The sequence below is a fragment of the Micromonospora sp. NBC_01739 genome (assembly GCF_035920385.1).
Classification (GTDB): Bacteria; Actinomycetota; Actinomycetes; order Mycobacteriales; family Micromonosporaceae; genus Micromonospora.
On sequence record NZ_CP109151.1, the window covers coordinates 2,598,052 to 2,621,413 of the forward strand.

The following is a 23,362-nucleotide window of genomic DNA, read 5'->3' on the forward strand; positions in this document are numbered from 1 at the left end:
GTGCCGTGGCCAGAGTGCCCGATCGACTGTGGCTGAGGAGCGCGGCGCAGGTTGGCAGCAGCGCGCTCACCAGCACCGGGACATCGTCCGGGACCGACGGCAGCGCCGACCACGGTCAGCCCGACCCAGCCGGAATCGCCGTACAACCTGGCGGCGGGGACCCGACTTAGCGGAATGCTCGGCACCCGATCAATACTGACGGGCGTTGCCCCAGGCGGAGGTGCCAACAATGTCGCCGAGCGACCGGCTGACGGACAGCTGGTCCTCGACGACGACTTCGGCATTCAGCACCGCACGATGCAGACGCTGCACTGACGGCCCAGGCTCGAGACCGAGTTCGTTGACCAGATCCCCGCGCAACCGGTGGAAGACCTGCAGCGCCTGAGCGCGCCGGCCGCTGTGGTAAAGCGCGAGCATGTACTGCGCGTGTATGCCCTCGTGGAGCGGATTTTCCACAGTGAGCGCGGCCAACTCAGTGAGCACTTCGCGGTACATCCCCAACCGCAGTTCGGCGTCGACCAGGTACTCCAGGACGACCAGCCGAGACTCCTCGAACTGTCGGCGCTTGGACTCGAGCACCGGTCCTATCGGCACGTCCACCAGCGCGGGGCCCCGCCAGAGCCGCAGGCCGTCGGTCATCTTCCGGACGCCGGTCTCGTCGTCCCCGGCGGAGAGTGCCTCTCGGGCCGCCGTCACGAGGGAGTGGTACTGATGCACGTCGAGGATTCCGGAGTCGACTTGCAGAACGTAACCACCGGCCTTGGTGACCAGCACGTTCTTCGATATCTCAGCGGCCGATATACCGGTTACCCTCGCCAACAGTTTCCGCAAGTTCAAGATATACGTCTGCAATGTCGTCAATCCACTTGCCGGCGGATCTTCGTCCCACAACTCGCGAATGAGTGATGACACCGGCACCGCCTGACCAGCATGAACCAGCAGCACTGCCAGAATGCTACGGAGCTTCGGCGCGCTCGGTGCATGGTTTATGCCATTCACCGTCAAGGACAACGGACCCAGGATGCCGAACTCGACAATATTCTTAAGCACGCGAACACCCCCGCAGTCAGACGAAACTCGCCCGGCACATCGACCCTACACGACCGTTCGACCCGAGAACAAGATTTACAATGACGTGTGTGAGTAGATAATAGGCACCTCCAACTCTGACCAACCATGGCTCACCGACGCCAGTCGGCCGCCATTACGCCCTGACCAGCTAAGTCGCGGTCAATGTGCACACTGCGGCGCAGCAGCCGCAGTGTCGAATTGGGAATCCCACATAGTCCGTCCGCATCGCCAGCAACGACGGCGACAATGGGCGCAGCCAGGCCGATCGTAGTGACCAGCGTGCATGTCGCCTCAATGTCGCGGTACGCAAGGCGTCGCATTTCGACCGCCGCAGCGATCGGATCCTCGCGCAGCTGATGTGGGCGCAGCTAGTGGTGGATAGACACCTCCGATGAGCGAACCTGCTCGGCCTGGATTCCGGCCTCCAGCAATGCCTTTGCACCGGCTTTGACCGCCATGTCCAACAGGGTCTCGTCCGCACCTGCGAACCGCCGGCTACGGATGCCCGACCGGTTCTCGATCCACTTCTCGATCGAGCCGATCTGGTGGAAGTTCTACGTTAGACACTATCGGCTCCGACCGGTGAGCGTCCACTGTCAGCATTCGGCATCGCCCGCGAGTGATCGTCCCGAGCGCCTTGGTCACCCGATCAGGTTCGTTTGATCGGCTCGAAGACTGGTCAAGAACTGCCCTAGAGCTACGCCACAGCACGCCTCGACCGCCGCTCTAGGGCGCGGTACCAGGATGCCGCCATGCGCCGATTCACCATCGCGGACCTACGGGAGATCATCGATGAGTGCCTCGGCTCGGACAACGCGACGGCGGTGAACGACATGAATCACGCACGAACAGTTCGGCGACCTGGGCTATGACTCGCTCGTGGCCTACGAGCTCGTCACCCGCCTACAGGACGGTCTGCGGATCAGCGTCCCGGACGAGGCAACCGACCGAAAGAAAACTCCACAGGCGGTTGTGAACTACATCAATGTGCAGCTGGCCGGCGTCTGACGCCGACGGCTTCGAAACGCGGGAGGCGCAGCGAAGTTATGACCACCTACGTCTGGGACTACCTCGAGGAATACGAGAAGGAACGCGACGACATCCTTGACGCGGTCGACTCGGTCTTTCGCTCCGGCCAGCTCGTCCTGGGCCGGAGCGTACGCGGCTTCGAAGAGGAGTTCGCCGCCTACCACGGCGTCGCACACTGCACCAGTGTGGACAACGGGACCAACGCCATCAAGCTCGGTCTGCAGGCCCTCGGTGTCGGGCGCGGAGACGAGGTGATAACGGTGTCCAACACTGCGGCACCCACGGTGGTGGCCATCGACGCCGTAGGCGCCAAGCCGGTGTTCGTGGACGTCGATCCTGAGACCTACCTGATGGACACCGACCAGGTGGCCGCCGCAGTCACCAAGTTCACCGCCTGCCTACTGCCGGTCCATCTCTACGGCCAGTGTGTGGACATGAATCCGCTCGCGCGACTCGCCGCCCGACACGGCCTGGCCATCCTCGAGGACTGCGCCCAGTCGCACGGCGCCCGCCGCGCCGGCCGGCTCGCCGGGACCATGGGTGACGCGGCCGCCTTCTCGTTCTACCCCACGAAGGTGCTGGGGGCGTACGGTGACGGCGGCGCCGTGATCACCTCCAGCGACGAGACCCAGCGCAGCCTGAAGCGCCTGCGCTATTACGGCATGGAGGAGCGCTACTACGTCGTGCAGACACCCGGTCACAATGCCCGGCTGGACGAGGTCCACGCGGAAATCCTGCGCCGCAAGCTACGCCGGCTGGACGCCTACATCGAGGGCCGGCGGGCGATCGCCGCACGGTATGTCGACGGGCTCGCCGGCACCGGGATCGTGCTGCCGAAGGTGGCACCCGGCAATGACCACGTCTACTACGTGTACGTGGTGCGGCATCCAAAACGCGATGCCATCCTCGACGCGCTACGCGCGTACGACATTCAGCTGAACATCAGCTATCCCTGGCCGGTGCACACCATGTCGGGCTTTGCGCATCTTGGTTACGCCACGGGTTCATTGCCTGTGACCGAGGCCGCGGCCAAGGAGATCTTCTCGCTGCCGATGTATCCGTCGATGTCCCTCGACACCCAGAACCGGGTGATCGAGGTTCTCCGCAAAGTCGTCGCGGAGGTCTGACCCGTCGGTCCACGTACCCGGCGCCGATGCGGCGCCGGGTATGTGACGTTGTCAGCCCACAGACAGGCTGTGCAGGCAGGCGACCAGGCTGCGAGCCTGGACGTTGAGGTAGTGGCTGTGCCGCAGCAGATCCACCAACTGGTGCAAGGTCAGCCAACGGAAGTCCGGCGCGTCCGCGTCGAGGTCCGTCTCGATGATGAGGTAGCGGTTACGGGCGTGGTAAAAACGCCCGCCCTCCTCCGACAACTCGGTGTCGAACCGGATCTGGCCGGGATCGGCCCGCAACACGTAGTCAAGGAACCGAGGACGCGCCACCTCGGGCAGCGGGTCGAAGTTGTCGGGAATGCACTGCACCGTGGGCGCTAGCTCGATGGCGTCTACGAAGCCGGGTTCGGCCCGGGCGTGCACGAGAACGTGCAACACTCCGCCGATCACCCGCACCAGGAAGGCGACCACACCCACCCCGTGCGGCACGATCGCCGGTTGCGTCCAGCGCGCCACCTCGCGGCCACTGGCGCGCACGTCGAGCCCGATGACGTCGAAGTACAGGCCGCGCTCGTGCGAGATCTTCTCCTTCGTGCGGTGCCAGGACTCTACGGCGTTCAGCGGTATTCGACGGGTGTAGACATCCCGGCGGGTCCGGCTGTCGGTGATCCAGCTCAGGATGTCGTTAGAGCTGTACATGCTGCCCTCGTCCTGGCTACACGAACGGATCAGCGCCGATCGGAACCCGTCGACGCCCGGCGGAAACAGCTCGATCAGGCTGGGAGCCGCGAACGGTAGGCAGGACAGGACCGTGCGAGCGTCCATGGTGACCACGTTGTCGATCCGGAACAGCCGGTGAATCTCGCCAAGCGTCATCCACCGGAAGCCGTCGAGCAGCTCGACGTCCCCGGTCACCTCCACCACCATGTTGCGGTTGCGTTTGTGTTGGAACCATGAGCCCTGCTCCGACTGCCGTACGTCGGCGAGGACGTGGTGGCCCGCCGCGCCCTGGAAGTACTCCAGGTACGGCACTGGCTTGCCGAGATGCACCCGGGTGTAGTTACTGCGGGTGGCCTGGACGGTCGGCGAAAGCTGCAGACCGTTGCAGTTTCCCGGTTCCGCCTTGGCCTGCATCAGGCAGTGCAGCACGCCGTCGATCTGCTTGACCAGGATGCCGAGGATACCGATCTCCGGCTGGTTGATGATCGGCTGACTCCAACGGGTGACCGGCCCTTCGGGCATGTGGATGTCGAGGCCCTCGACGGTGAAGAACTTCCCGCTGTCGTGCCGCAGGTCTCCGGTCGCGGGATCGGTGTGCCAGCCGGTCAACGCGTCCAGCGGGATGCGTTCGGCGCGGGTGAACGAGCGCTCCCCCAGCTCAGCCAGCCAGCGGTGGAAGTCGACCATCGCGCCCGGGCCGCCGGTCGGTGCCAGCACCGACTCGGCGATCCGCGCCGGCATGAGATCGTCGCGCTTCAGCAGCAAGCGGTGCTCCGTCACGTGCTCTCCGATTCCCACATGGCCCCCATAGACTCCGCCAGGCTGATCCGTGGACGCCAGCCCAGAACCTGCTGGGCGAGGCGAATGTCGGCCCGCGTCCAGTCGCCGCCCTTGCTGAGCACCTGCCGGTCCAGCACTCGCAGCCGGTCCTGCGGAAAGCCCGCCGCCGCGATGAAGAGCGCCACAAGCTCACGCAGGTCAACCGCCTCGTTGCGACCGATGTTGATCACCTGGCCGGTCACCGGCGCCGTCGCGGCCAGAACCACAGCCTCCGCCGCATCCCGGACGTCGAGGTAGTCGCGTCTGGCGTCCGCGATCGACAGCTCCAGCGTGGCTCCGTCGGTCGCTTCCCGCAGCCGCCGATGTAGATAGCCGAGGAAACTCGGCGGCGCCGGGTGCGGACCGCACAAATTCACCGCGCGCAGTACGACACCGTCGATCCGGCCATCCCGGGCCGCGTGCAGGACCGCCTCCGAGCCAGCCAGTTTCGTACGGGCGTACGGCGTCTGTGGAGCCGGCTCGATCTTCTCGTCGATCAGCGTCCCCTCGGGCACCGGGCCGTACTCGTGGATGGTCCCGACGTGCACGAGCCGTGGCCGCCGCGGCACGAGTGCCACGGCCTCGACCAGGCGGCCGGTCAAAACGACGTGCGCGTACTCCATTTCCTGCTCGGTGGTCCCCCAGCCGCCGGTGGCGTTGACCACCACGTCTGCCGACTCGGCAACGAGGATCTCGGCAATGTGCTCCGGCGCCTCGGCACCGAGATCCACCGATCGGAACCGGTACGCAGACAGGTGATCGGCCGGCCGCCGGGCTACCGCCAGGACGCTCTGGCCCGAGCGGGAGAAAGCGGCGCATACCTGCCGGCCGACGCTGCCGCTGGCTCCCATCACCGCGACACGGTTCACACCGGCCACAACGCCTTCTCGACCCGCAGGCAGGTTTCGTAGTCAGGCAGCAGGCCCTGCTGTCTGGCCTCGTCCAGCGTCATCGCGGCAGAGTCGCGGTCGGACTGCACCGGGACCAGTTCCGGCGGTAGGGGCAACCCCAGGGCCGGGTCGAGCGCCGAGACGGACAACTCGTACTCGGCGACGTATGGACTGGTCAGCAGGTACGACATGACGGTCTCGTCCTCGAGCGCGACGAACGCGTGCCCGACGCCGACCGGCAGGTACAGTGACCGGAAGTCGATCTGGTCAAGCACCACCGCGTCCCACTTGCCGTACGTGGGTGACCCGACCCGGATGTCGACCACGATGTCCAGCGAGCGGCCACGCGGACAGTACACGTACTTGGCGGTTCCCGGCGGCGTCACGGTGTAGTGGACGCCCCGGACCACGCCTCGGCGCGAGCGGCTGTGGTTGGACTGCGCCACCGGGATGCCGGCACGCCCGGTCGCTTCCCCGAAAGCCGCCTGCTGGAACGGTGACACGAACAAACCGCGATCATCGGGGAATATCTTCGGCGTGAATTCGAATGCCCCATGCACGGACAAGTGACGTGTCTGCATGCCGGTTTGTCTCCTTGTCAGTAGTCGAGCGCCTGAGAGCTCAGGAAGTCGACCGCGTCCGCGTAGGTGTACGGGTGCATGAACGAGCCCGCCCGGACGTCCCGGTAGAGCCGGGACATCGGATGCCCCGCGTCGTACGACGCCCCGCCGATCAACGTGAGACAGTCGCCCACGACCTCCGGGGCGACACGGTTCACGAACAGCTTTGCCCGCTGAAAGGACGTCATCAGTCGGCGGCCACGGTCACCCGCGTCCCCGGTCGCCGGTGCGTCGGCCACTGACAGGGCAACGCTGACGGTGGCCCGCATCGCCTGTAGCCGCGCATCCACCTCGGCCACGAGGGTGCGCGCGCCCGCCTGCCCGGCGCCGCGCCGGCGAACCGTCTCGACAGCGAGTTCGCGTGCCGCGCGGGCGATCCCGATGTAAATGCCGAGCATCGTGATCGAGCTGACCGTCTGGCCGGCGAGCGCCGCGTCGTCGTGCTGGCCTACGGGTCCACGAAAGAAGATGTCCTCCTCCTTGACCACGCATCCGTCCATCACCACGTCCACGCTGCCGGACGCCCGCATACCGAGGCCGTTCCAGCTGTCCAGCACGGTCAGGCCGGCGGCGTCGCGGGCGACGACCGCGGCGGCTTGCGCCGGCACGCCCCCGCCGACGGCCGCCTGCGCGGAGATGACGAACACCGTCGCGATGGGGGCCATGCTGGCCAGCATCTTGCGCCCCTGGAGCAACCACGTGCCGTCCGGCTGGGGAGTCAGCGTGCTGACGCTGCGATGCGCGACGGCGTCCTTCACCGTCGTGCATACGACGGCCTCGCCGGAACCCATCGGGCGCAGCAGCCGTTCGGCGAGCGATCGCGCCGCCGGCGAGCCGTGCCGCCACTCGTAGCTGAGGGTCAGGCCGCGGCTGAGCTGCATATGCAGCGCGAGGGCCGAGGAGGCGTCGGCCTCCGCCACCTCGCGCAACGCGAGCGCGACGTCGTGCAGGGAATCGACGCCAAGGCCGCCGAGCTCCACCGGCACGGTCGCGCCGAGAACGCCGTCCTTGCGCAGGTTCTCGAACACCTCGGCCGGGAACGTGCCGCTGCGATCGTTCGCCGCCGCGCCTGCCTGGAGATGCGGTACGTGCGCGGACAGCAGGTCGAGCAGGTCGGCACCCTGCTGGGTCACCGGCTGGACGAGGTCTCCCGTCACGCGGTGACGTGCGGTCTCTGTCGACATGGCTTGCGCCGCCTCCAATCGGGCTGGTTCCGCACCGATGGTGTCCCGGGTCGTTCGAGTTCGGCTCGAAAGCCGCTGCCACGCCGTCGCGCTGGAGCGAAGCTCCGCCGCTTTTCGAGCCGAGCGGCCGACCATCTGGACGTTGCCGGTAGCCGGAGGTGGCTATGCGATTCATCGATTTGTCCTCACCGGTGGACGCCTCGTCGTTCGAACCTGACCCGGTCGGGCACGAGGTGCTCACCCCACGCGAGGGTGCTGCGCACATGAGCGCGGAGATGCGCGAGCATTTCGGCGTCGAGTTCGACCCGGACGAGTTGCCGGACGGCGAGTTCCTGTCGCTGGACCGGATGACGTTGACCACCCATACCGGTACGCACGTGGATGCGCCGTCGCACTACGGTTCGCGAGCTTCCTATGGCACCGGGACCCCCCGGCACATCGACGAGATGCCGCTGGACTGGTTCTTCCGCCCAGCCGTGGTGCTGGACCTGACCGGCCACGGCACCGGCGCGGTGGGCGCCGACGAGCTCAACAAGGAATTCGCCCGGATCGGTCACCGGCCTGAGCCGCTGGACATCGTCCTGCTTCATACCGGCGCGCCGCGTCGGGCGGGTACGCGGGAGTACTTCACCGACTTCGTCGGCCTGGACGGCCCGGCCGTGCACCTGCTGCTGGATCTGGGCGTGCGGGTGATTGGCACGGACGCGTTCAGCCTGGACGCACCGTTCGGCGACATCCTCGCGCGGTACCGCCGGACGAACGACCGCTCGGTGCTCTGGCCCGCGCATTTCGCCGGCCGGGACCGGGAGTACTGCCAGATCGAACGGTTGGCCAACCTCGACGCGCTGCCGGGCCCGCACGGGTTCCGGGTGGCGTGCTTCCCAGTCAAGATCACCGGGGGCGGCGCAGGATGGGCGAGGGCGGTGGCGATGGTCGATGACTGACGCCCCGGCGGAGATCGTCACTGGACGGCGAGCAGCGTGAGATTCAGCCCGACCACGAGGAGAGCACATGTGTCGTATCTGCGGCGGAGCCGTTAGCGAGTTCTTCGACTTCGGACGCCAACCCCTGTCCGATACCTTTTTGCGCGCTGACGAGGTATCCAACGAGTTCTTCTTCCGGCTCGCCGTCGGCGTCTGCGAGGACTGTTCCATGGTCCAGCTTCTGGACGAGGTGCCGCGCGACCGCATGTTCCACGCGGACTACCCGTACCATTCGTCGGGCTCGGCGCGCATGCGTGAACATTTTGAGCAGACCGCGCGTGACTTCCTCGACACCGAACTGACCGGTACGGATCCGTTCATCGTCGAGATCGGCTGCAACGACGGTGTGATGCTGCGGACGTTTCGCGAGGCGGGCATCAGACACCTGGGCTTTGAGCCGTCCCTCGGGGTCGCCGAACTGGCCCGAGCCGACGGGATACGGGTGCTGACGGACTACTTCGAGGAGTCTTCGGCGGTCCGGATCCGCGAGTCGGACGGGCCTGCCGACGTCATCTTCGCGGCGAATACCATCTGCCACATCCCCTACCTGGACTCGATCTTCCGAGGTGTGGAGGCTTTGCTGGCGCCTGAGGGCGTGTTCGTGTTCGAGGACCCGTATCTGGGCGACATCATCGAACTCAACACGTTCGACCAGATCTACGACGAGCACTTCTTCCTCTTCTCGGTCAACTCGGTACGCACCGCCGCCCGCCGCTTCGGCTTCGAACTGGTGGACGTACGACGGCTGCCAGTACACGGTGGTGAGGTGCGGTACACCATCGCCCGGACCGGCGCGCGGCCGGTCAGCCCGGCGGTGGACGCGCTGGCCGACGAGGAACGCGACCGCGGTCTCACCGATCCGGCGACCTTCGAGCGTTTCGGCGCGGACGTGAAGCGGATCTGCGGCGAACTGGTGGAGTTGCTGCGCAAGCTGCGCGCGGAGGGCAAGCGGGTGGCCGGATATGGCGCCACCGCGAAGAGCGCCACGGTCACCAACTACTGCGGCATCGGTCCAGACCTGGTGGACGTCGTCTACGACACGACGCCGGCCAAGCACGGCCGGCTCATGCCTGGGTCGCACATTCCCGTTCGGCCGGCGTCCGAACTGGCCGAGACCCGGCCCGACTTCGCGGTGCTGTTCGCGTGGAACCACGCGGAGGAGATCCAGGTCAAGGAAGAGGCATTCCACAAAGCCGGCGGTCGCTGGATCACCTACGTTCCGGACGTACGAATCACCTGACGGCGTCCGCTCAGGCCGCATGCCACATGGCGCTCAACGATTCCTGGACCGTGAAACGGGGACGCCAGTCCATCAGTTGCCGGGCCGCACGGATGTCCACCTGGATCCATTCACCGCCGTGACTCGGAACCTCCCGCTGGGCAATTCGCAACCGCTCTGTCGGGAACCGGGCCTCGGCCACGAACGACGTGACCAGGTCCCGCATGTCGGCGGCTCGGCCGCTGCCGATGTTGATCGCACATCCGGACAGCGACGCCGAGGCGGCGGCCAGGGCTGCGCTCGCGACGTCCCGAACATCGACGAAGTCTCGTCGCGCGTCGGCGACGGACAGCTCTACGATCTCGTCGGTGTCCATAGCAGCCCGCAGCCGCAGGAGGAGAACGGCGAAGAAGGTCTCCTCCGGCGGGTGCGGGCCGTACATGTTGGTGGCGCGCAGCACGACGCCGCCGAGGGCCATCACGGCCGTCGAGCAGGCCAGCTTGATCTGCGCGTAGGCGGTGCGCGGCCGCGGTACGGCGGACTCGTCGAGGGACGTCCCGACAGGCAGCGGGCCATACTCGTGCACCGAACCGATGTGCACAAGGCGGGGCGCCCGCTCCATCAGCGCAACCGCTTCGACCAGACGCTGGACCACGCCCAGGTGCGAGTGCACCATTTCCGCCCGCGTCGGACCCCACCGGCCAGCCGCGTTGACCACGACATCGACGTGCCGCTCGGCGAACAGCACCCCGATGGTCGCGGCGTCGGTGGCGGCGACATCCAGCTCGACGAACTCGAGGCCGGCGGCGTGCGGAACACCAGCCTTCCGTGCGACGGCGAGAATGTCGTGCCCGGCAGCGGAGAATGTCGCGCAAATCTGCCGGCCCACACAACCTGTCGCGCCAATCACGGCAACGCGCGGCATATCGACTCCCAGGGGCATAGGTAATTCCGGAGTTCCTGCGCTCCGACCGTACTGAGTTGATGTGTTTCCGACAAGCAACGCCGATCAACCCCTAGCCCGCTTCGACCGACCTACTAGCTCGCGTCGATAGCGTGGACCAATATCGGATATGGGAGGAGATCCAATGCGGATTGAGCCGTTGGGTTTGGAGGGTGCTTATCTCATCCGACCACAGATCTTTCCGGATAGCCGAGGCGTCTTTCTCGAGATATTCAACCAACCGGATTTCGAGGAGACGATCGGCCATCCGTTGGAGGTGGCTCAGGTCAACTGCTCATCGTCGCGCCTCGGCACGGTCCGCGGCCTGCACGGCGTCGCGATACCGCCGGGCCAGGCCCGGTACGCCACGTGCGTGCGCGGAGCGATCGTCGACATTGTCGTCGACACCCGCATCGGTTCCCCGACGTTCGGCGACCACGTCCCGGTGCGGCTGGACGACGAACGGCGCGAAGCGCTCTACCTGGCCGAGGGGTTGGTCCACGGATTTGCTCCGCTCGGTGACGAGGCCACCGTGGTCTACCTGTGCTCCAGCATCTACAGCCCGGCAGCCTCGTTCCAGATCAATCCGTTCGACCCGGCCCTGTCCCTGCCGTGGCCGCAGCATGGCGAACCGATCTTGTCTGACAAGGACCGGGCCGCGCCGACCCTGCGGCAGGCCCTCGACCTGGGGATGCTGCCCACGTATGCCGAATGTTTGGCGCTCGGCGAGGCGCGCCGGCTGCGGGCCGGCGGCGGCCGGGAAGCGCTGCGATGATTCCGCTGTTCCGGGTACCGATGTCGGCGCAGGCCCCGGACGCCATCGCCGCTGTCGTGGCGAGCGGACAGATCGGCCAAGGCGCGAAGGTCGAGCAGTTCGAGCGCGAGCTGGCCGATCGGATCGGCAACCCGCACGTAGCGACGCTGAACAGCGCGACTGCGGGTCTGCATCTGGCGCTGCGTCTGGTCACGGGATCGACCCCCGGCGGTGAGGTTCTCTCCACGCCACTGACCATGGAGGCCACCAACTGGACGATTCTGGCCAACGGCCTGGACATCCGGTGGGTCGACGTCGACCCGGCCACGCTGAACGTCGATTTGGACGACCTGGCCCGAAAGATCACCGCGAACACCCGGGCAATCATGATCGTGCACTTCGCCGGTTACCCGGTGGACCTGGACCGGCTGCGCGGGATCCTCGACCGGGCCGAAGCGATCCACGGCCACCGGCCGATGGTGATCGAGGACTGCGCGCACGCCTGGGGCGCCACCTACCGAGACGTCCCGCTCGGCAATCACGGCAACATCTCGGTCTTCAGCTTCCAGGCCATCAAGCATCTGACCTGCGGCGACGGCGGCCTGATCGTACTGCCGAACGAGGAACTGCACCGCCGGGCCAAGCTGCTGCGGTGGTTCGGCATCGACCGAGAGGGTCCGGACCGGCTTCGAAACCCGCCCGACGTCCAGGAGTGGGGCTACAAGTTCCACATGAGCGACATCAACGCGGCGATCGGCCTCGCCAATCTCTCGCACTCCGACGAGGTGCTGCGGCGGCACCGAGATAACGCCGCGTACTACGACAGCCGGCTCGCGGGCGTACCCGGGTTGACGCTCACCCAGCGCGCCCCGGACCGGCAGTCCTCGTTCTGGATCTATCCACTGCAGGTGGACGACCGGGACGCGTTCATCAAGCGGATGGACGCGGCGGGCGTGATGGTGAGCCAGGTGCACATGCGCAACGACGTGCACACCTGTGTACGCGACTACGTCGACCAGCTGCCCGCCCTGGACGTGGTTGACAAGCGCTTGGTCTGCATCCCGGTCGGCTGGTGGGTTTCGGACGACCAGCGCGAGTACATCGCCGACACGGTCGACTCGGGGTGGTGACGTGAAGGGCATCATCCTGGCCGGCGGCTCCGGCACCCGACTACACCCGATCACGTTGGCCATCTCCAAGCAGCTTCTGCCGGTCGGCGACAAGCCGATGATCTACTACCCGCTGTCGGTTCTCATGCTCGCCGGGATCCGGGACATCCTGGTCATCTCCACCCCGGCCGACCTGCCGCAGTTCCGCCGGCTCCTCGGCGACGGCGCCCACCTGGGGCTCCAGGTGGGCTACGCCGGCCAGGCCGAGCCCAACGGCCTGGCGGAGGCCTTCATCATCGGGGCCGACCACATCGGCGACGACGACGCGGCCCTGGTGCTCGGCGACAACATCTTTCACGGGCCGGCGTTCTCCGAGGTGCTCGCGGCACGTACCCGCGAGGTGCGCGGATGCGTATTGTTCGGTTACCCGGTCACCGACCCCGAACGGTACGGTGTCGGCGAGATCGACGCCGACGGCCGGCTGATATCGATCGAGGAGAAGCCGGCCCGTCCCCGATCCAACCGGGCGATCACCGGCCTTTATCTCTACGACAACACGGTGGTCGACATCGCGAAAAACCTCCGGCCGTCGGCCCGGGGCGAACTGGAGATCACCGACATCAACCAGACCTACATCGAGCGCGGCACCGCGACGCTCGTGGATCTGGGCCGCGGGTTCGCCTGGCTGGACACCGGCACGCCGGACTCACTCATGCTGGCCAGCCAGTACGTGCAGACCCTGGAGCAGCGTCAGGGGGTGCGGATCGCCTGCGTGGAGGAGGTGGCGCTGCGGATGGGCTTCATCGACGCCGCCGCCTGCCACTCGCTGGGCGCCCGGATGAGCAACTCCAGCTACGGCCAGTACGTCATGGCGATCGCGCGCGAACTCGCCGAAGCGCACTGACCGGGACCCATTCAACCCCGCCTCTTAAATGGCGCGCCGGAAAGCAGAAGACTTGACAGATCTGAATTCATGCTATCAAGCCCCTCATGGAGAGAAATACAATCCGGGAGATCCGGAAAGGGTTGCCGCATTGCTGCGGACTCGGTTACAGTCGGCTCCTGTCACCCCGCGACAAGCCGATAGGGGATCCTCAGAGTGGTTTCGTACCCGGGCACAACTGTGCCCGAGAGTAAGTCGGCAGAGCTTCCGAGTCAGCTCACCGTGCGCGGCGCGCGGGTCCACAATCTACGCAACGTGGACCTCGATTTGCCGCACCGTCAGTTGATCGTCTTCACCGGGGTCTCGGGCTCCGGTAAATCGTCTCTAGCCTTCGACACCGTGTATGCCGAGGCCCAGCGCCGCCAGGTGCAGTCGATGTCCACCTACGCGCGGCAGTTCATCACGGAAATGGACAAGCCTGATGTGGACCGCATCGAGGGCCTGTGCAACGCGGTCGCCGTCGACCAGCGGACCTCCGCGTCGCGGAGCCCGCGCTCCACCGTCGGCACCGTCACCGAGGTCTACGACCTGGTCCGGGTGGTCTACGGCCAGGCGGGCCGCGCCCACTGCACGGTGTGCGACCAGCCGCTGCGCGCCGACGGTGAGCAGTTGGTTTGCCCCGACGGTCACAGCACCGCGACGCCGGATCTGGCGAGCCGCTCCTTCTCCTTCAATCTGCCCTTCGGCCAGTGCCCGGACTGCACCGGCCTGGGCACCCGGCTGGAGGTCCAGGAGGACCTGATCGTGCCGGATGAGGGCCGGGCACTGGCGGACGGTGCGATCGCCCCGTGGAAGACGCCGGCCAACAAGACCGCGGAGAGCAAGCTCAGCAAGGCGGTCCGCGCCGACGCGGAACGCCGGATGCTGGCCGCGTTCATGGAGGCCGAGGGCCGCAGCATGCTGTCACCCTGGCGCACCCTGCCGGAGGAGTTGCGTCAACGGCTGCTGCACGCCGAGAGTATTCCGGTCGGCGACTCGGTCCTGCTCGGCGTCATTCCCTGGATCCACCAACGGTACGAACGCACCCGGCTCGAGGGCGGCGGCCTGGTCCTGCAGGCGTTCATGCGTGACGTCGTGTGCCCCGGCTGCGGCGGCGGCCGGCTGCGCCCCGAGCAACTAGCGGTCAAGGTCGACGGCGTGGGTATCGCCGAGCTCACCTCGATGCCGGTCAGCTCGGTCCGCCGGTTCTTCGAGAACCTGGTGGTCGGCGACCGGGACCGCAAGGTGATCGCGCAGGCGGTAGACGAGATCGTGGACCGGCTGCGGTCGCTCGCGGACGTCGGCCTGGGCTACCTCACGCTGGACCGCCCGGCCCGGACGCTCTCCGGCGGCGAGGCACAACGCATCCGGTTGGCGAGCCAGTTCGGCAGCCGGCTGTTCGGCCTGCTCTACGTGCTGGACGAGCCGACGGCCGGGCTGCACCCCAAGGACACCGAGGAACTGATCGCCACCCTGCGTCGGCTGCGCGACCACGGCAATACCCTGATCGTGGTCGAGCACGACCACCACATGATCGAGGCGGCCGACCACGTCGTCGAGATGGGACCGGGTGCGGGTGAGCTGGGCGGGCAGTTGATCTTCGCCGGGCCGGTCAGCGAGCTGCTCACCGACCACAAGTCACTCACCGGCGGGTACGTGAGCGGAGAGCGCGGAATCACGGTGCCCAAGCGGCGCCGGCCACCCCGCGCCGGGCAGGAGATCGTGGTCCGCAACGCCCGCGGCAACAACCTCACGGGCGTCGACGTCGCGTTCCCGCTCGGCTGTTTCGTCGCGGTCTGCGGTGTGTCGGGGGCTGGGAAGTCGACGCTCGTCGACCACACCCTCTGGCGCGCGGCGGAACGGTCTCTGGGCGGTACCGCGCCGGAACCGGCACCGCACGACGGCATCGACGGGCTTTCCCTGATCGACCGGGTAATCCGGGTAGACCAGTCACCGATCGGCCGGTCAGGCCGGTCGACACCGGCGACGTACACCGGGATCTTCGACGCCATCCGCAAGGCGTTCGCGGCGACCGAGGAGTCACGGCGGCGTGGCTTCAAGCCCGGCCAGTTCTCCTTCAACTCGCCCGGCGGGCGCTGCGAGGCCTGCTCCGGCGACGGCACCGTGCAGATCGAGATGCACTTCCTGCCGGACGTCTACCTCCCCTGCGAGGTGTGCCTCGGCAAGCGCTACAAGGAGGAGACCCTGCGGGCGCGCTACCGCGGCAAGACCATCGCCGAAGTGCTGGAGATGCCGATTGACGAGGCCGCAGAGTTCTTCATCGGAGAGCCGGCGATCACCGGTCCACTCCGAACGCTGCGCGAGGTCGGGCTCGGTTACATCCGGATCGGCCAGCCCGCGAACACCCTCTCGGGTGGCGAGGCCCAGCGGATCAAGCTCTCCAGCGAGCTGCAGCGCCGCGCCGGACGTCACACGCTCTATCTGCTCGACGAGCCGACCACAGGGCTGCACTCCAGCGACATCGACCGGCTGCTGAAGGTCATGCACGACCTGGTGAGCAAGGGCCACACCGTCGTCACCGTCACCCACAACCTCGATGTGGCCAAGGTGGCCGACTGGATCATTGACCTGGGGCCGGAGGGCGGCGACGACGGCGGCCGGCTGATCGGCACCGGCACGCCCGAGCAGATCGCCGCCGGGAACGGTCACACCGCCCACTATTTACGGCGCTCTCTGCGCCTCTGACCCGATCCCCCGTTCGGATGAACCGTGCCCGGCCCGGATTCCCAGGCCGGGCACGGTGGCGTTCACCGGGGGCGTCCACGTGGGCGACCGCCCACTCGGCAAACGTACGGGCGTGCCGGCCGGTCGCGAGGGACGCGTTCATGCGCACCGGCCTGCCGATCGCCGCCCTCCACCACTCGACCTTTGGGGAACGGGCAACTTCGCCTCTCATCAGTGCTTGGTCTTCGCTGGCCAGCGGCTGACCGGTGCTGCACTGTTCCGGAAGGGCCTGCGGCAGCGGAGACCGGCCGCCGCCGGACCGCGGTACTCCAGAGAGCGCCGAGTGAGCCTCTAGCCACGCCGTCCAGGGTGAACTCGTAGACGGCGAGTGGGGAGGACCGATGGCCGCATCCACCGTGCCGGCGACGCGGGCGTACCGATCTGTCCTGAGCAGTTTCGCCACAGGAGTCGTGGTCGTGACCGGCATGAGCGGCACGCCCGCACGTCCGGCGGGAATGTCCATCAGCTCGTTCACCTCCGTGTCGCTTGATCCGCCGCTGGTGTCGTTCTGCGTGGCGGTCACCAGCACGACATGGCCGCTGCTACGCACGGCGAATCGCTGGTGCGTCAACGTGTTGGGCGCGGACCAGCGCGCGGTGTGCGATCGCTTCGCCGTCCGCGGTGTTGACCGGTTCGCCGGATGCGACTGGCGTCCGGCACCCGGCGGCTCGCCGATCATCGGCGGGGCCATCGCCTGGTTCGAGGTGCGGCAGCAGGCCGAGCACGTGGCCGGCGATCACGTGATCGTAGTGGGCCGGGTGGAACACTGTGCACGGCGCGCGGACCGCACCCCACTGATCCTCTTCGGTGGCGCGGCCGGAACCTTCCGGTCCTTGGCATCAAGCGACTGAAGGTTCTGCCATGACTAAACGCACCCTGGTAACCGGCGGTACCGGCTTCATATGCTCGCACTACGTACGCCGCCTGCTCAGTCCGGACGTTCCGGGCGACGTCTCCGTCACGGCGAGGGCCGGCCGGACCGCACGCACCCAGGACGCGGCGGCGGGCAGCACGGCGCTTCACCACGGCTCCTCGACGGCGGCCTGTAACGGCGACGCCGCAAATGCCCAGTACGCATTGGGACTGCTGAAGTGAGGTTCCCCGGTTTGCCGGAGGGTTGGTTACCTGGCGCCGGTGGGCTCAGGCTGAACGATAGTTGCCTCGTCCTGTCGTGCCTGGTGGGTGTGCCAGGCGGTTTCGTACTCGTCTGGTGATCGCCAGCCGAGGTCCTTTTGGATTCGGCGGGTGTTGTACCACCCGTCGATGTAGGTGAAGATCGCGTTCTCGGCTTCGTCGCGGGTCCGCCAGGACGTGCGGTAGACGAGTTCGATCTTCAACGTCGACCAGAAGTTCTCCATCAGGGCGTTGTCGAACGAGTCGCCGACGGAGCCCATGGAGGGCAGGATCCCGTTGTCCTGCAAGCGTTCGGAGAAGCGGAACGACGTGTAGTTACCGGTTTCAACCAGTCCTTGCAACACCACTGTCCTGCGTGGACGGTACCAGGTCGTTGAGGGCTTCGCCCGGCGTTCTCCACCCGAGTGCTTTGCGTGGCCGGCTGTTCAATGTTGCCGCCACCGCCGCGAGTTCGCCGGTGTTCCAGCGGGCCAGGTCCGTACCCTTGGGAAAGTACTGCCGGAGCAGCCCGTTGGTGTTCTCGTTAGTGCCGCGCTGCCACGGACTGTGCGGGTCGGCGAAGTAGACCTGCACGCCGGTGTCGATCGTTAGCTTCGCGTGCTGGGCGAGTTCTTTGCCGCGATCCCACGTGAGCGTGCGACGCAACTGCTCGGGCAGAGCGGTGATCGTCGCGGCGATCGCTTCGCGGACGGCTTCGGCGCCGTGCCCGGCCAGGGCCGGGCCGTTCTTCGACCGCGCTTCGGCGCCCCATCCGTCCATGCGGGGCAGGTGCAGCAGCATGGTGAAGCGGGTGGTTCGTTCCACGAGGGTGCCGATCGCGGACCTGTCCAGCCCGATGATCAGGTCACCTTCCCAGTGCCCCGGCACGGCCCGGTCCTCGACCTCGGCCGGCCGTGGGCTGATCATCACTTCGGGGGTGACCATGCCGTCGCGGCGTTGCCTGGCCCGGGCGCGCGGCACCCGCAGTGCCCGGCCGGTGCGCAGACACGCGACCAGTTCACGCTTCAGCGCGCCTCGGCCCTGGATGAACAGCGACTGGTAGATCGCCTCATGCGAGATGCGCATGGACTCATCATCCGGGAAGTCGAGCTTCAACCGGTTGCTGATCTGTTCCGGGCTCCAGGCGGTGACCCAGCGACGGTCTTCCCGGCGGGGGTTGTTTCGTCCCTTCCAGGCCCGAGCCGTCGGCCCGGCCACGAGCTCTCCGCCGGCCCGGCGCACCGCTCCGGACAGTCGGTCCTGCACGTATTCGCGCAGCCGAGGATTGGACACCAGCTTGGCGGTCTTCGGACGCTTGGCCGCCTGTTGCGCCTTCCACTGCGCCACCGTGGCCCGATACTCCTGCTTGCCGGCCCGGGTCGCCGCGTTACGCCGCAACTCACGCGAGATCGTCCCCGCATCGCGTCCGATCCTGCGGCCGATCTCCCGCACGCCCTGGCCCTGCGCCCGCAGCAGCGCGATCTCCTCGCGTTCGGCGAAGGACAGATAGCGGCCCGAAGGCTCGTCCAAGCTGATCGGTGGCATGCCGCCAGCGTGACGAAACCACCGCGATCCAACTGGCCACGACACGCCAACAGCAAGCGCGGCCTCGACCGTCGTGACCCCCGTCGCGATCAGTCGCCAGAACTGCCGCTGCACAGCGCGCGAAGGCTCAGGCCGACCCGGCGACCGCATCGGCGCCCGCAGCGCCCGGTCCGCCGCCCACTGCCTCCGCGCCCCTTCCGGCACCTGCTCCAGCTTAGTGTTCCTGCCCATGCACACCTCCGTGATCAAGGTGTTGCGACGACCGGTTGAAACCGCCGTTCGACCCGCGGTCGCTGTGGTGGATCAGTTGGCCGTCACGAACGTCGCGCGACCAGATGCCGTATTCCAGAGCGCCGAGGATCAGATCGGTGTCGCAGCGGTCAGAACAGCGCCAGCCCACGATGCGGTTGGAGAACACCTCCCGCACTGCTGCCAGCCAGAACACGCCCTCACCGCAGGGGATGCGGGTGGCGTCGGCGACCCACAACCGGTTCGGCGCCGCAGCCGTGAACTGCCGGTTCACCAGATCGGGAGCCGGTGTCGCTTTCGGGTTCGACCGGGTCGACGGGATGCGCCACTTCTTGCGCAGGAACGCGCCCTGCAGGCCGGCGGTGCGCATCAACCGCTCCACCCGCTTGCGGCCCACTTGGCGGCCCTGCCGGCGCAGCATGGCGTGCACCCTTGGACTGCCGTAGGTGCCACCCGACACATCGTGGATCTCCGCGATCTCCACCGCCAGTTCCGTATCCTCCCGCCGCCGAGCGCACGGGTCGGCGGCCTGGGCGAGCCAGCCGTAGTAGGTCGACGGGGCGACGTTGATGACCCGGAGGACGGGCTCGACCCCGAAGCGATCGCGCAGCTCGTCGACGAGCGTCACGACCGTCGCCGGGTCGGGTCGAGTTCCGAGGCGAAAAAAGCCGACGCGGCCTTCAAGATCTCATTCGCCCGCTTCAACTCGGCGTTCTCCCGCCGCAGGCGGCGCCACTCCTCCAACTCCGAGGTAGTCGGCCGGTCGTCACGCTGACCGCGGTCCGCTTCGTCCTGGCGGATCCAGTTCCGCAACGCCTCGTGATGCACCCCGAGCTGGCGGGCCAGCTGACGGATCACAGGCTTCGGGTCCGACTCCCGATACAACCGCACCGCACGTTCACGCAGCTCATCGGGGTACTTCTTCGGTGCTGCCACGAATGACTCCCTTCAGCTCCATCAGAGCATGATCGAAAGCCTCCGAGCTACCGGGGGAACCTCACCTCCAGGAACTGGATGCTGCCCTGGCCGGGCGGGGTGTCGGTGGCGATCAACTGGTGCCGCTAGCCTTCGATGGTGTCGAACAGCGACAGTTGGGCGCCGGGGTGCGGTCGTTCGCGGCGGACGATGAACCGGGTTCCGTCGGGCCAGCCGGCGGCGTCGAACCGTCCGGTGATCTCGCAGATCTCGGCGTGCTCGCGCAGTTCCCCGTCGGTGTCGAGGGCGGGGACCCAGCCGGTGGCGGCGGTAATGGCCTGGCGTACTGGTTCGGTGATCGCGGCGCCGACGGAGAACCGGACGTCGAGGTGCTGCTCACGCAGGCCGCGGAGGTGGGCGAGGAAGCCGTGGCTGGAGCCGGCGGAGTCGGAGCGGATCAGGATCGGGGTGCCGTGGCGGTGTTCATCCGGGATCTGGGCCAGGGCCTGATCGAGCACGGTGATGTGGTCGGCGGTGGTGTTCGACCCGGCCCGGCCCTCGCGCAGCAGGCCGGACAGTGCCTCGCCGGTGTTGTCCAGGAAGCAGAACAACGGGTGATACCCGAACGTCTTCTTCCACGTGCGGGTCGCCGCTTCTTTCTCGGAGTGGCAGATCACGATCGAGGCGTCCAGGTCCAGCACCAGGCCCGCCACCTGCTGGCCGGCCACGCTGACCTGCGGGAAAGCTTGGTCGTGAACCTCGGCGTGCTGGGCCCAGGACACCTCGCGGGCCTGAGCCCGTGCCGCCCGCAACTGGGCCAGCAGGGTCTCGTCCAGGTGCGACAGCAGCCGCCACGCGGTCGGATCAGAGGCGACCGGCCCGAACAGGGCGGCCTGATCTCGTAGCACCGCGAGATCGGCGATCGCCTCGCCGCCGTCGGCGAGCATCACTGCCAGATCGACCGCGATCCGGCCCGGATCGTGCCCGCTCCGCCGCTGCCGCAACCCGGCGAGAGCCTGACTGAATGCGCTGGTCAACCCGGTCGCGTCGGCCAGGTCGGCGAGCTAGCGGGCACCCGCGTGACCGACCACGCCCCGCCCGTCGCCGGTCACCACGATCCTCGGACGCGTTGCGGTAGCCTTCACCCAGCAAGTGCCTTCCGTAACGGGATGATCAGGACCTTCGACAAGCCCTATCTTCCCTGATCAGAAGGCACTTCTCCTTTCTCCACCCACACTCTGGACAGCCCTTAACGAAGGGCCGAGGCTAAGACTGGTCTATGCCCGATTACGCAGGCTGACTACCTGCAGCTTTCAGCGTTTCCCCCAGGGCCCCGGCAAAGTCGTTACGTGATGCCGAGTAGTGCCAGTGGGCGGGTGCTGTCGCGGGCGTGATGCCGGTTGGCGGCGGCGATGTTGGTGATGCCGGCGGTGCGTAGGGCGCCGATGGCGGCGTTGCGTAGGGCGGCCATGATCTCGGGGCCGGTGCCGGTGCGGATCTGGCAGCGGTCTTCGTCGTAGGTGACGTCCCGCACCCAGTGGATCTTGTTTTCGATTGACCAGTGGCCGCGGACCCATGCGGCCAGTTGCGCCGGTTGCGCTTGGTGCACCCGCAGGTCGGTGATGGCGTAGACGGTCTCGGTGGTGAAACGTTTCGGCTGGTCTAGGCGCCGTCTGCGGCGGCGGATCTGCAGCGCCTGAGTGGCGTGTGGGAAGTCGATGCCGGTGGAGATCGTCAGGACCTTCAAGGCACGGATCTCGCGGCGGCCGTGGCCGCGGTCGGTGTCGCGGGTGGCGTCGGGGACGGCCCGCCAGGGCAGGCCGGCGAGTTGACTGTGCAGGTTGGGCTGGTTGCCTTTCACGGTCAGGATCCAGTGCGCGCCGCGTTCGGCGAGGTAGTCGACATGCTCACGCTGGCAGTGCAACGCGTCGGCGGTGATCACGGTGTCGCGAAGGTCGCCGATCTGATCGAGCAGCGGTGCGAATCGGGTGATCTCATTGGTCTTGCCGTCAACGTCGGTGCTGGCCAGGACCACGCCGACAGCCTGATCACAGGCGGCCATCACATGCCGGGCTGCGGTGTCGCTGGTGCGCGAGCCGCGCAGGGTCTTGCCGTCGACGGCGATCGCTCGCCGGGACGTCGACGTGCCGGCCGTAGACCGGCTGGCAAGCCAGACGCTGACCGCCACGGTCAGTAGCTGCGGGTCCATGGCCTGCAACAGCCGGCGGATCATCGCCTCGGACGGACGTCGATCCGGGGCCATGCCCAGCGCGAGCGCCGTCGCCGCCGGCACATCGGCGATCCACTCAGCGATCGCGGTGTACGACCGATGGCCGGCCACCACCGCGCACACCACCACCGACAGCCGGTGCCGCACACCGCGACGGGCCCGTGGATCAGGCAGATCGGCCAGCGCTGCGAGCAGCCCACCAGCGGCTTCGGACACGGTCAGAGCCGGTGCACACGACACCGACGAGATCAGCGATGATGGCAGGGCGGGCATGACTCACTTCGGCGATCAACACGGCGTAGGAACCTTGATGATCTTCTGAACCAGTCATGCCCGTCTTGCTACCATCAACAACGGCGCTTCTACTCCAGTCCACTCAAGCCGGACACCCGTCACGACTTTGCCGGGGCCCTGGCGTTTCCCCACGTTGACCTGTCGCTTTTAGGGCGTTGCTGTGGTCTGCTGCTGAAGATCAGCAAGAGGGGTTTGCCCTGGTCGGCCTTGGTAGGACCAAGACAGAGGACGCGCAACGGTCACCGGTTGCAGCCGCTGTTCGAACTCGCTCTGCATACTTGCCTCCGCAAGGGCGAACTCCTCGGCCTGCGCTGGGAAGACCTCGACCTGGCCGGCGGAACCGCCAGCATCCGACGCACCCTCCAGCGCACCAACTCCGATGGCCTGACCGCCCTCCCGACCAAGACCAAGAGCTCTGAACGACGCATCGCCCTGCCGACGCCAGTCTGCGCTCCCTCGAACAGCACCGCGACCGACAGCGCAAGGAACGCGAGGCGGCGGGGACGGGCTGGAAGGACAGCGGCTACGTCTTCACCCGCCTCGACAGCGCCCCGATCGAAGGGTCCACCCTCACCCGGCACTTCAACACCCTGCTCAGCCGCGCCAGGCTGCGCTGCATTCGCTTCCATGATCTCCTGCACTCGGCGGCGACCCTCCTCCTGGAGCAGGGCGTCGAACTCGTCGTGATCAAGGAACTCTTGGGCCACGCCCACATCGGCGTCACCGCCACCGTCTACGCCCACGTCCGACTCCGCCTCCAGCGCGACGCCATCGACCTCCTCAGCCACGCCCTCCGCAACCCCGCCGAGACCACCAGCAAGCCCGACGACAGCGACGAGCCGCCCCTCTGCGCGGTTCCCGTCCGCTGACGTTGCCGTCAACTACTGCCGTCAGTC

At 67.3% G+C, this 23,362-nt stretch carries 22 protein-coding genes and 1 pseudogene; 11 read left to right on the forward strand and 12 right to left on the reverse strand.

Translation table 11 applies throughout. The annotated features are described in order from the left end of the window. Positions 1-189: 189 nt before the first annotated feature. Positions 190-1,050, reverse strand: coding sequence for an AfsR/SARP family transcriptional regulator (locus OIE53_RS11515; RefSeq protein ID WP_327026603.1), 861 nt, complete (start codon positions 1,048-1,050; stop codon positions 190-192). An 858-nt stretch (positions 1,051-1,908) separates the two neighbouring features. On the opposite strand from OIE53_RS11515, the gene OIE53_RS11520 reads away from it, so the two are divergent. Together OIE53_RS11520 and OIE53_RS11525 are read left to right on the forward strand one after the other, a co-directional pair. Further along, entirely contained in the window at positions 1,909-2,079 is a 171-nt protein-coding gene (locus tag OIE53_RS11520) for an acyl carrier protein (protein WP_327027156.1), read from the forward strand. Between the two features lie 38 nt (positions 2,080-2,117). Continuing rightward, on the forward strand, positions 2,118-3,227 hold the full coding sequence (locus tag OIE53_RS11525) for a DegT/DnrJ/EryC1/StrS family aminotransferase (RefSeq protein ID WP_327026604.1): 1,110 nt from the start codon (positions 2,118-2,120) through the stop codon (positions 3,225-3,227). Positions 3,228-3,278: 51 nt separating this feature from the next. Here the strand turns inward: OIE53_RS11525 and OIE53_RS11530 are convergent, their stop codons facing one another. Genes OIE53_RS11530 through OIE53_RS11545 form a run of 4 tightly spaced genes read right to left on the reverse strand, consistent with a single transcriptional unit; the run spans position 3,279 to position 7,445 of the window. After that, positions 3,279-4,712 (reverse strand): NDP-hexose 2,3-dehydratase family protein, encoded by a 1,434-nt coding sequence (locus OIE53_RS11530; protein WP_327026605.1) that lies wholly within the window; start codon positions 4,710-4,712, stop codon positions 3,279-3,281. After that, positions 4,709-5,629, reverse strand: coding sequence for an NAD-dependent epimerase/dehydratase family protein (locus OIE53_RS11535; protein WP_327026606.1), 921 nt, complete (start codon positions 5,627-5,629; stop codon positions 4,709-4,711). The genes OIE53_RS11530 and OIE53_RS11535 overlap by 4 nt, the downstream gene beginning before the upstream one ends. Next, positions 5,617-6,222, reverse strand: coding sequence for a dTDP-4-dehydrorhamnose 3,5-epimerase family protein (locus OIE53_RS11540; RefSeq protein ID WP_327026607.1), 606 nt, complete (start codon positions 6,220-6,222; stop codon positions 5,617-5,619). The genes OIE53_RS11535 and OIE53_RS11540 overlap by 13 nt, the downstream gene beginning before the upstream one ends. A 17-nt stretch (positions 6,223-6,239) precedes the next feature. Further along, on the reverse strand, positions 6,240-7,445 hold the full coding sequence (locus OIE53_RS11545) for an acyl-CoA dehydrogenase family protein (RefSeq protein ID WP_327026608.1): 1,206 nt from the start codon (positions 7,443-7,445) through the stop codon (positions 6,240-6,242). 164 nt (positions 7,446-7,609) lie between these two features. Between OIE53_RS11545 and OIE53_RS11550 the strand changes: the two genes are divergently transcribed. Together OIE53_RS11550 and OIE53_RS11555 are read left to right on the forward strand one after the other, a co-directional pair. Continuing rightward, complete coding sequence (locus OIE53_RS11550; protein ID WP_327026609.1) at positions 7,610-8,389, forward strand: cyclase family protein; 780 nt, start codon at positions 7,610-7,612, stop codon at positions 8,387-8,389. A gap of 67 nt (positions 8,390-8,456) precedes the next feature. Further along, positions 8,457-9,668 carry a class I SAM-dependent methyltransferase gene (locus tag OIE53_RS11555; RefSeq protein WP_327026610.1) on the forward strand — a complete coding sequence of 404 codons (1,212 nt, stop codon included), beginning with the start codon at positions 8,457-8,459 and terminating at the stop codon, positions 9,666-9,668. Positions 9,669-9,678: 10 nt separating this feature from the next. Here the strand turns inward: OIE53_RS11555 and OIE53_RS11560 are convergent, their stop codons facing one another. Continuing rightward, positions 9,679-10,572, reverse strand: a complete 894-nt coding sequence (locus OIE53_RS11560) for an NAD-dependent epimerase/dehydratase family protein (protein WP_327026611.1) — start codon at positions 10,570-10,572, stop codon at positions 9,679-9,681. Between the two features lie 163 nt (positions 10,573-10,735). Here OIE53_RS11560 and OIE53_RS11565 point away from each other — a divergent pair, with 163 nt between their 5' ends. From OIE53_RS11565 to OIE53_RS11590, 6 genes are all read left to right on the forward strand, one after another. After that, on the forward strand, positions 10,736-11,365 hold the full coding sequence (locus tag OIE53_RS11565; RefSeq protein WP_327026612.1) for a dTDP-4-dehydrorhamnose 3,5-epimerase family protein: 630 nt from the start codon (positions 10,736-10,738) through the stop codon (positions 11,363-11,365). Continuing rightward, a complete protein-coding gene (locus OIE53_RS11570; protein WP_327026613.1) occupies positions 11,362-12,474 on the forward strand; it encodes a DegT/DnrJ/EryC1/StrS family aminotransferase in 1,113 nt (370 codons plus the stop codon). The genes OIE53_RS11565 and OIE53_RS11570 overlap by 4 nt, the downstream gene beginning before the upstream one ends. Before the next feature lies 1 nt (position 12,475). After that, positions 12,476-13,357, forward strand: coding sequence for a glucose-1-phosphate thymidylyltransferase RfbA (rfbA, locus tag OIE53_RS11575; protein ID WP_327026614.1), 882 nt, complete (start codon positions 12,476-12,478; stop codon positions 13,355-13,357). A gap of 294 nt (positions 13,358-13,651) precedes the next feature. Next, positions 13,652-16,081 carry an excinuclease ABC subunit UvrA gene (gene uvrA / locus OIE53_RS11580; protein ID WP_327026615.1) on the forward strand — a complete coding sequence of 810 codons (2,430 nt, stop codon included), beginning with the start codon at positions 13,652-13,654 and terminating at the stop codon, positions 16,079-16,081. Between the two features lie 380 nt (positions 16,082-16,461). Further along, entirely contained in the window at positions 16,462-16,971 is a 510-nt protein-coding gene (locus OIE53_RS11585; RefSeq protein ID WP_327026616.1) for a flavin reductase family protein, read from the forward strand. 10 nt (positions 16,972-16,981) lie between these two features. Further along, positions 16,982-17,215, forward strand: coding sequence for an NAD-dependent epimerase/dehydratase family protein (locus OIE53_RS11590; protein WP_327026617.1), 234 nt, complete (start codon positions 16,982-16,984; stop codon positions 17,213-17,215). 26 nt (positions 17,216-17,241) lie between these two features. Here OIE53_RS11590 and OIE53_RS11595 read toward each other — a convergent pair whose 3' ends face one another. The 6 genes and pseudogenes from OIE53_RS11595 to OIE53_RS11620 all read right to left on the reverse strand — a co-directional run bounded on the left by OIE53_RS11595 (position 17,242) and on the right by OIE53_RS11620 (position 22,388). Further along, positions 17,242-17,598 (reverse strand): IS3 family transposase, encoded by a 357-nt coding sequence (locus tag OIE53_RS11595; protein ID WP_327026618.1) that lies wholly within the window; start codon positions 17,596-17,598, stop codon positions 17,242-17,244. After that, the gene (locus tag OIE53_RS11600) at positions 17,579-18,928 is read right to left on the reverse strand and encodes an IS30 family transposase (RefSeq protein WP_327027157.1); all 1,350 of its coding nucleotides are present in this window, start codon (positions 18,926-18,928) and stop codon (positions 17,579-17,581) included. The genes OIE53_RS11595 and OIE53_RS11600 overlap by 20 nt, the downstream gene beginning before the upstream one ends. A 64-nt stretch (positions 18,929-18,992) precedes the next feature. Next, a complete protein-coding gene (locus OIE53_RS11605; protein WP_327026619.1) occupies positions 18,993-19,655 on the reverse strand; it encodes an IS3 family transposase in 663 nt (220 codons plus the stop codon). After that, on the reverse strand, positions 19,652-19,963 hold the full coding sequence (locus tag OIE53_RS11610) for a transposase (RefSeq protein ID WP_327026620.1): 312 nt from the start codon (positions 19,961-19,963) through the stop codon (positions 19,652-19,654). The genes OIE53_RS11605 and OIE53_RS11610 overlap by 4 nt, the downstream gene beginning before the upstream one ends. 59 nt (positions 19,964-20,022) lie before the next feature. Then, positions 20,023-21,087: pseudogene (locus OIE53_RS11615) on the reverse strand (IS1380 family transposase); the annotation flags it as partial. A 200-nt stretch (positions 21,088-21,287) separates the two neighbouring features. After that, positions 21,288-22,388: an ISAs1 family transposase gene (locus OIE53_RS11620; protein WP_327026621.1), complete on the reverse strand. Its 1,101-nt coding sequence runs from the start codon at positions 22,386-22,388 to the stop codon at positions 21,288-21,290. A 524-nt stretch (positions 22,389-22,912) separates the two neighbouring features. On the opposite strand from OIE53_RS11620, the gene OIE53_RS11625 reads away from it, so the two are divergent. Then, a complete protein-coding gene (locus OIE53_RS11625; RefSeq protein ID WP_327027158.1) occupies positions 22,913-23,335 on the forward strand; it encodes a tyrosine-type recombinase/integrase in 423 nt (140 codons plus the stop codon). Positions 23,336-23,362 lie beyond the last annotated feature (27 nt).

Coding starts and splice junctions, on each gene's coding strand:
- OIE53_RS11525 (WP_327026604.1), top strand. CDS start 2,118: ATGACCACCTACGTCTGGGACTACCTCGAGGAATACGAGAAGGAACGC.
- OIE53_RS11540 (WP_327026607.1), bottom strand. CDS start 6,222: ATGCAGACACGTCACTTGTCCGTGCATGGGGCATTCGAATTCACGCCG.
- OIE53_RS11545 (WP_327026608.1), bottom strand. CDS start 7,445: ATGTCGACAGAGACCGCACGTCACCGCGTGACGGGAGACCTCGTCCAG.
- OIE53_RS11550 (WP_327026609.1), top strand. CDS start 7,610: ATGCGATTCATCGATTTGTCCTCACCGGTGGACGCCTCGTCGTTCGAA.
- OIE53_RS11555 (WP_327026610.1), top strand. CDS start 8,457: ATGTGTCGTATCTGCGGCGGAGCCGTTAGCGAGTTCTTCGACTTCGGA.
- OIE53_RS11560 (WP_327026611.1), bottom strand. CDS start 10,572: ATGCCGCGCGTTGCCGTGATTGGCGCGACAGGTTGTGTGGGCCGGCAG.
- OIE53_RS11565 (WP_327026612.1), top strand. CDS start 10,736: ATGCGGATTGAGCCGTTGGGTTTGGAGGGTGCTTATCTCATCCGACCA.
- OIE53_RS11570 (WP_327026613.1), top strand. CDS start 11,362: ATGATTCCGCTGTTCCGGGTACCGATGTCGGCGCAGGCCCCGGACGCC.
- OIE53_RS11585 (WP_327026616.1), top strand. CDS start 16,462: ATGGCCGCATCCACCGTGCCGGCGACGCGGGCGTACCGATCTGTCCTG.
- OIE53_RS11590 (WP_327026617.1), top strand. CDS start 16,982: ATGACTAAACGCACCCTGGTAACCGGCGGTACCGGCTTCATATGCTCG.
- OIE53_RS11600 (WP_327027157.1), bottom strand. CDS start 18,928: ATGCGGTCGCCGGGTCGGCCTGAGCCTTCGCGCGCTGTGCAGCGGCAG.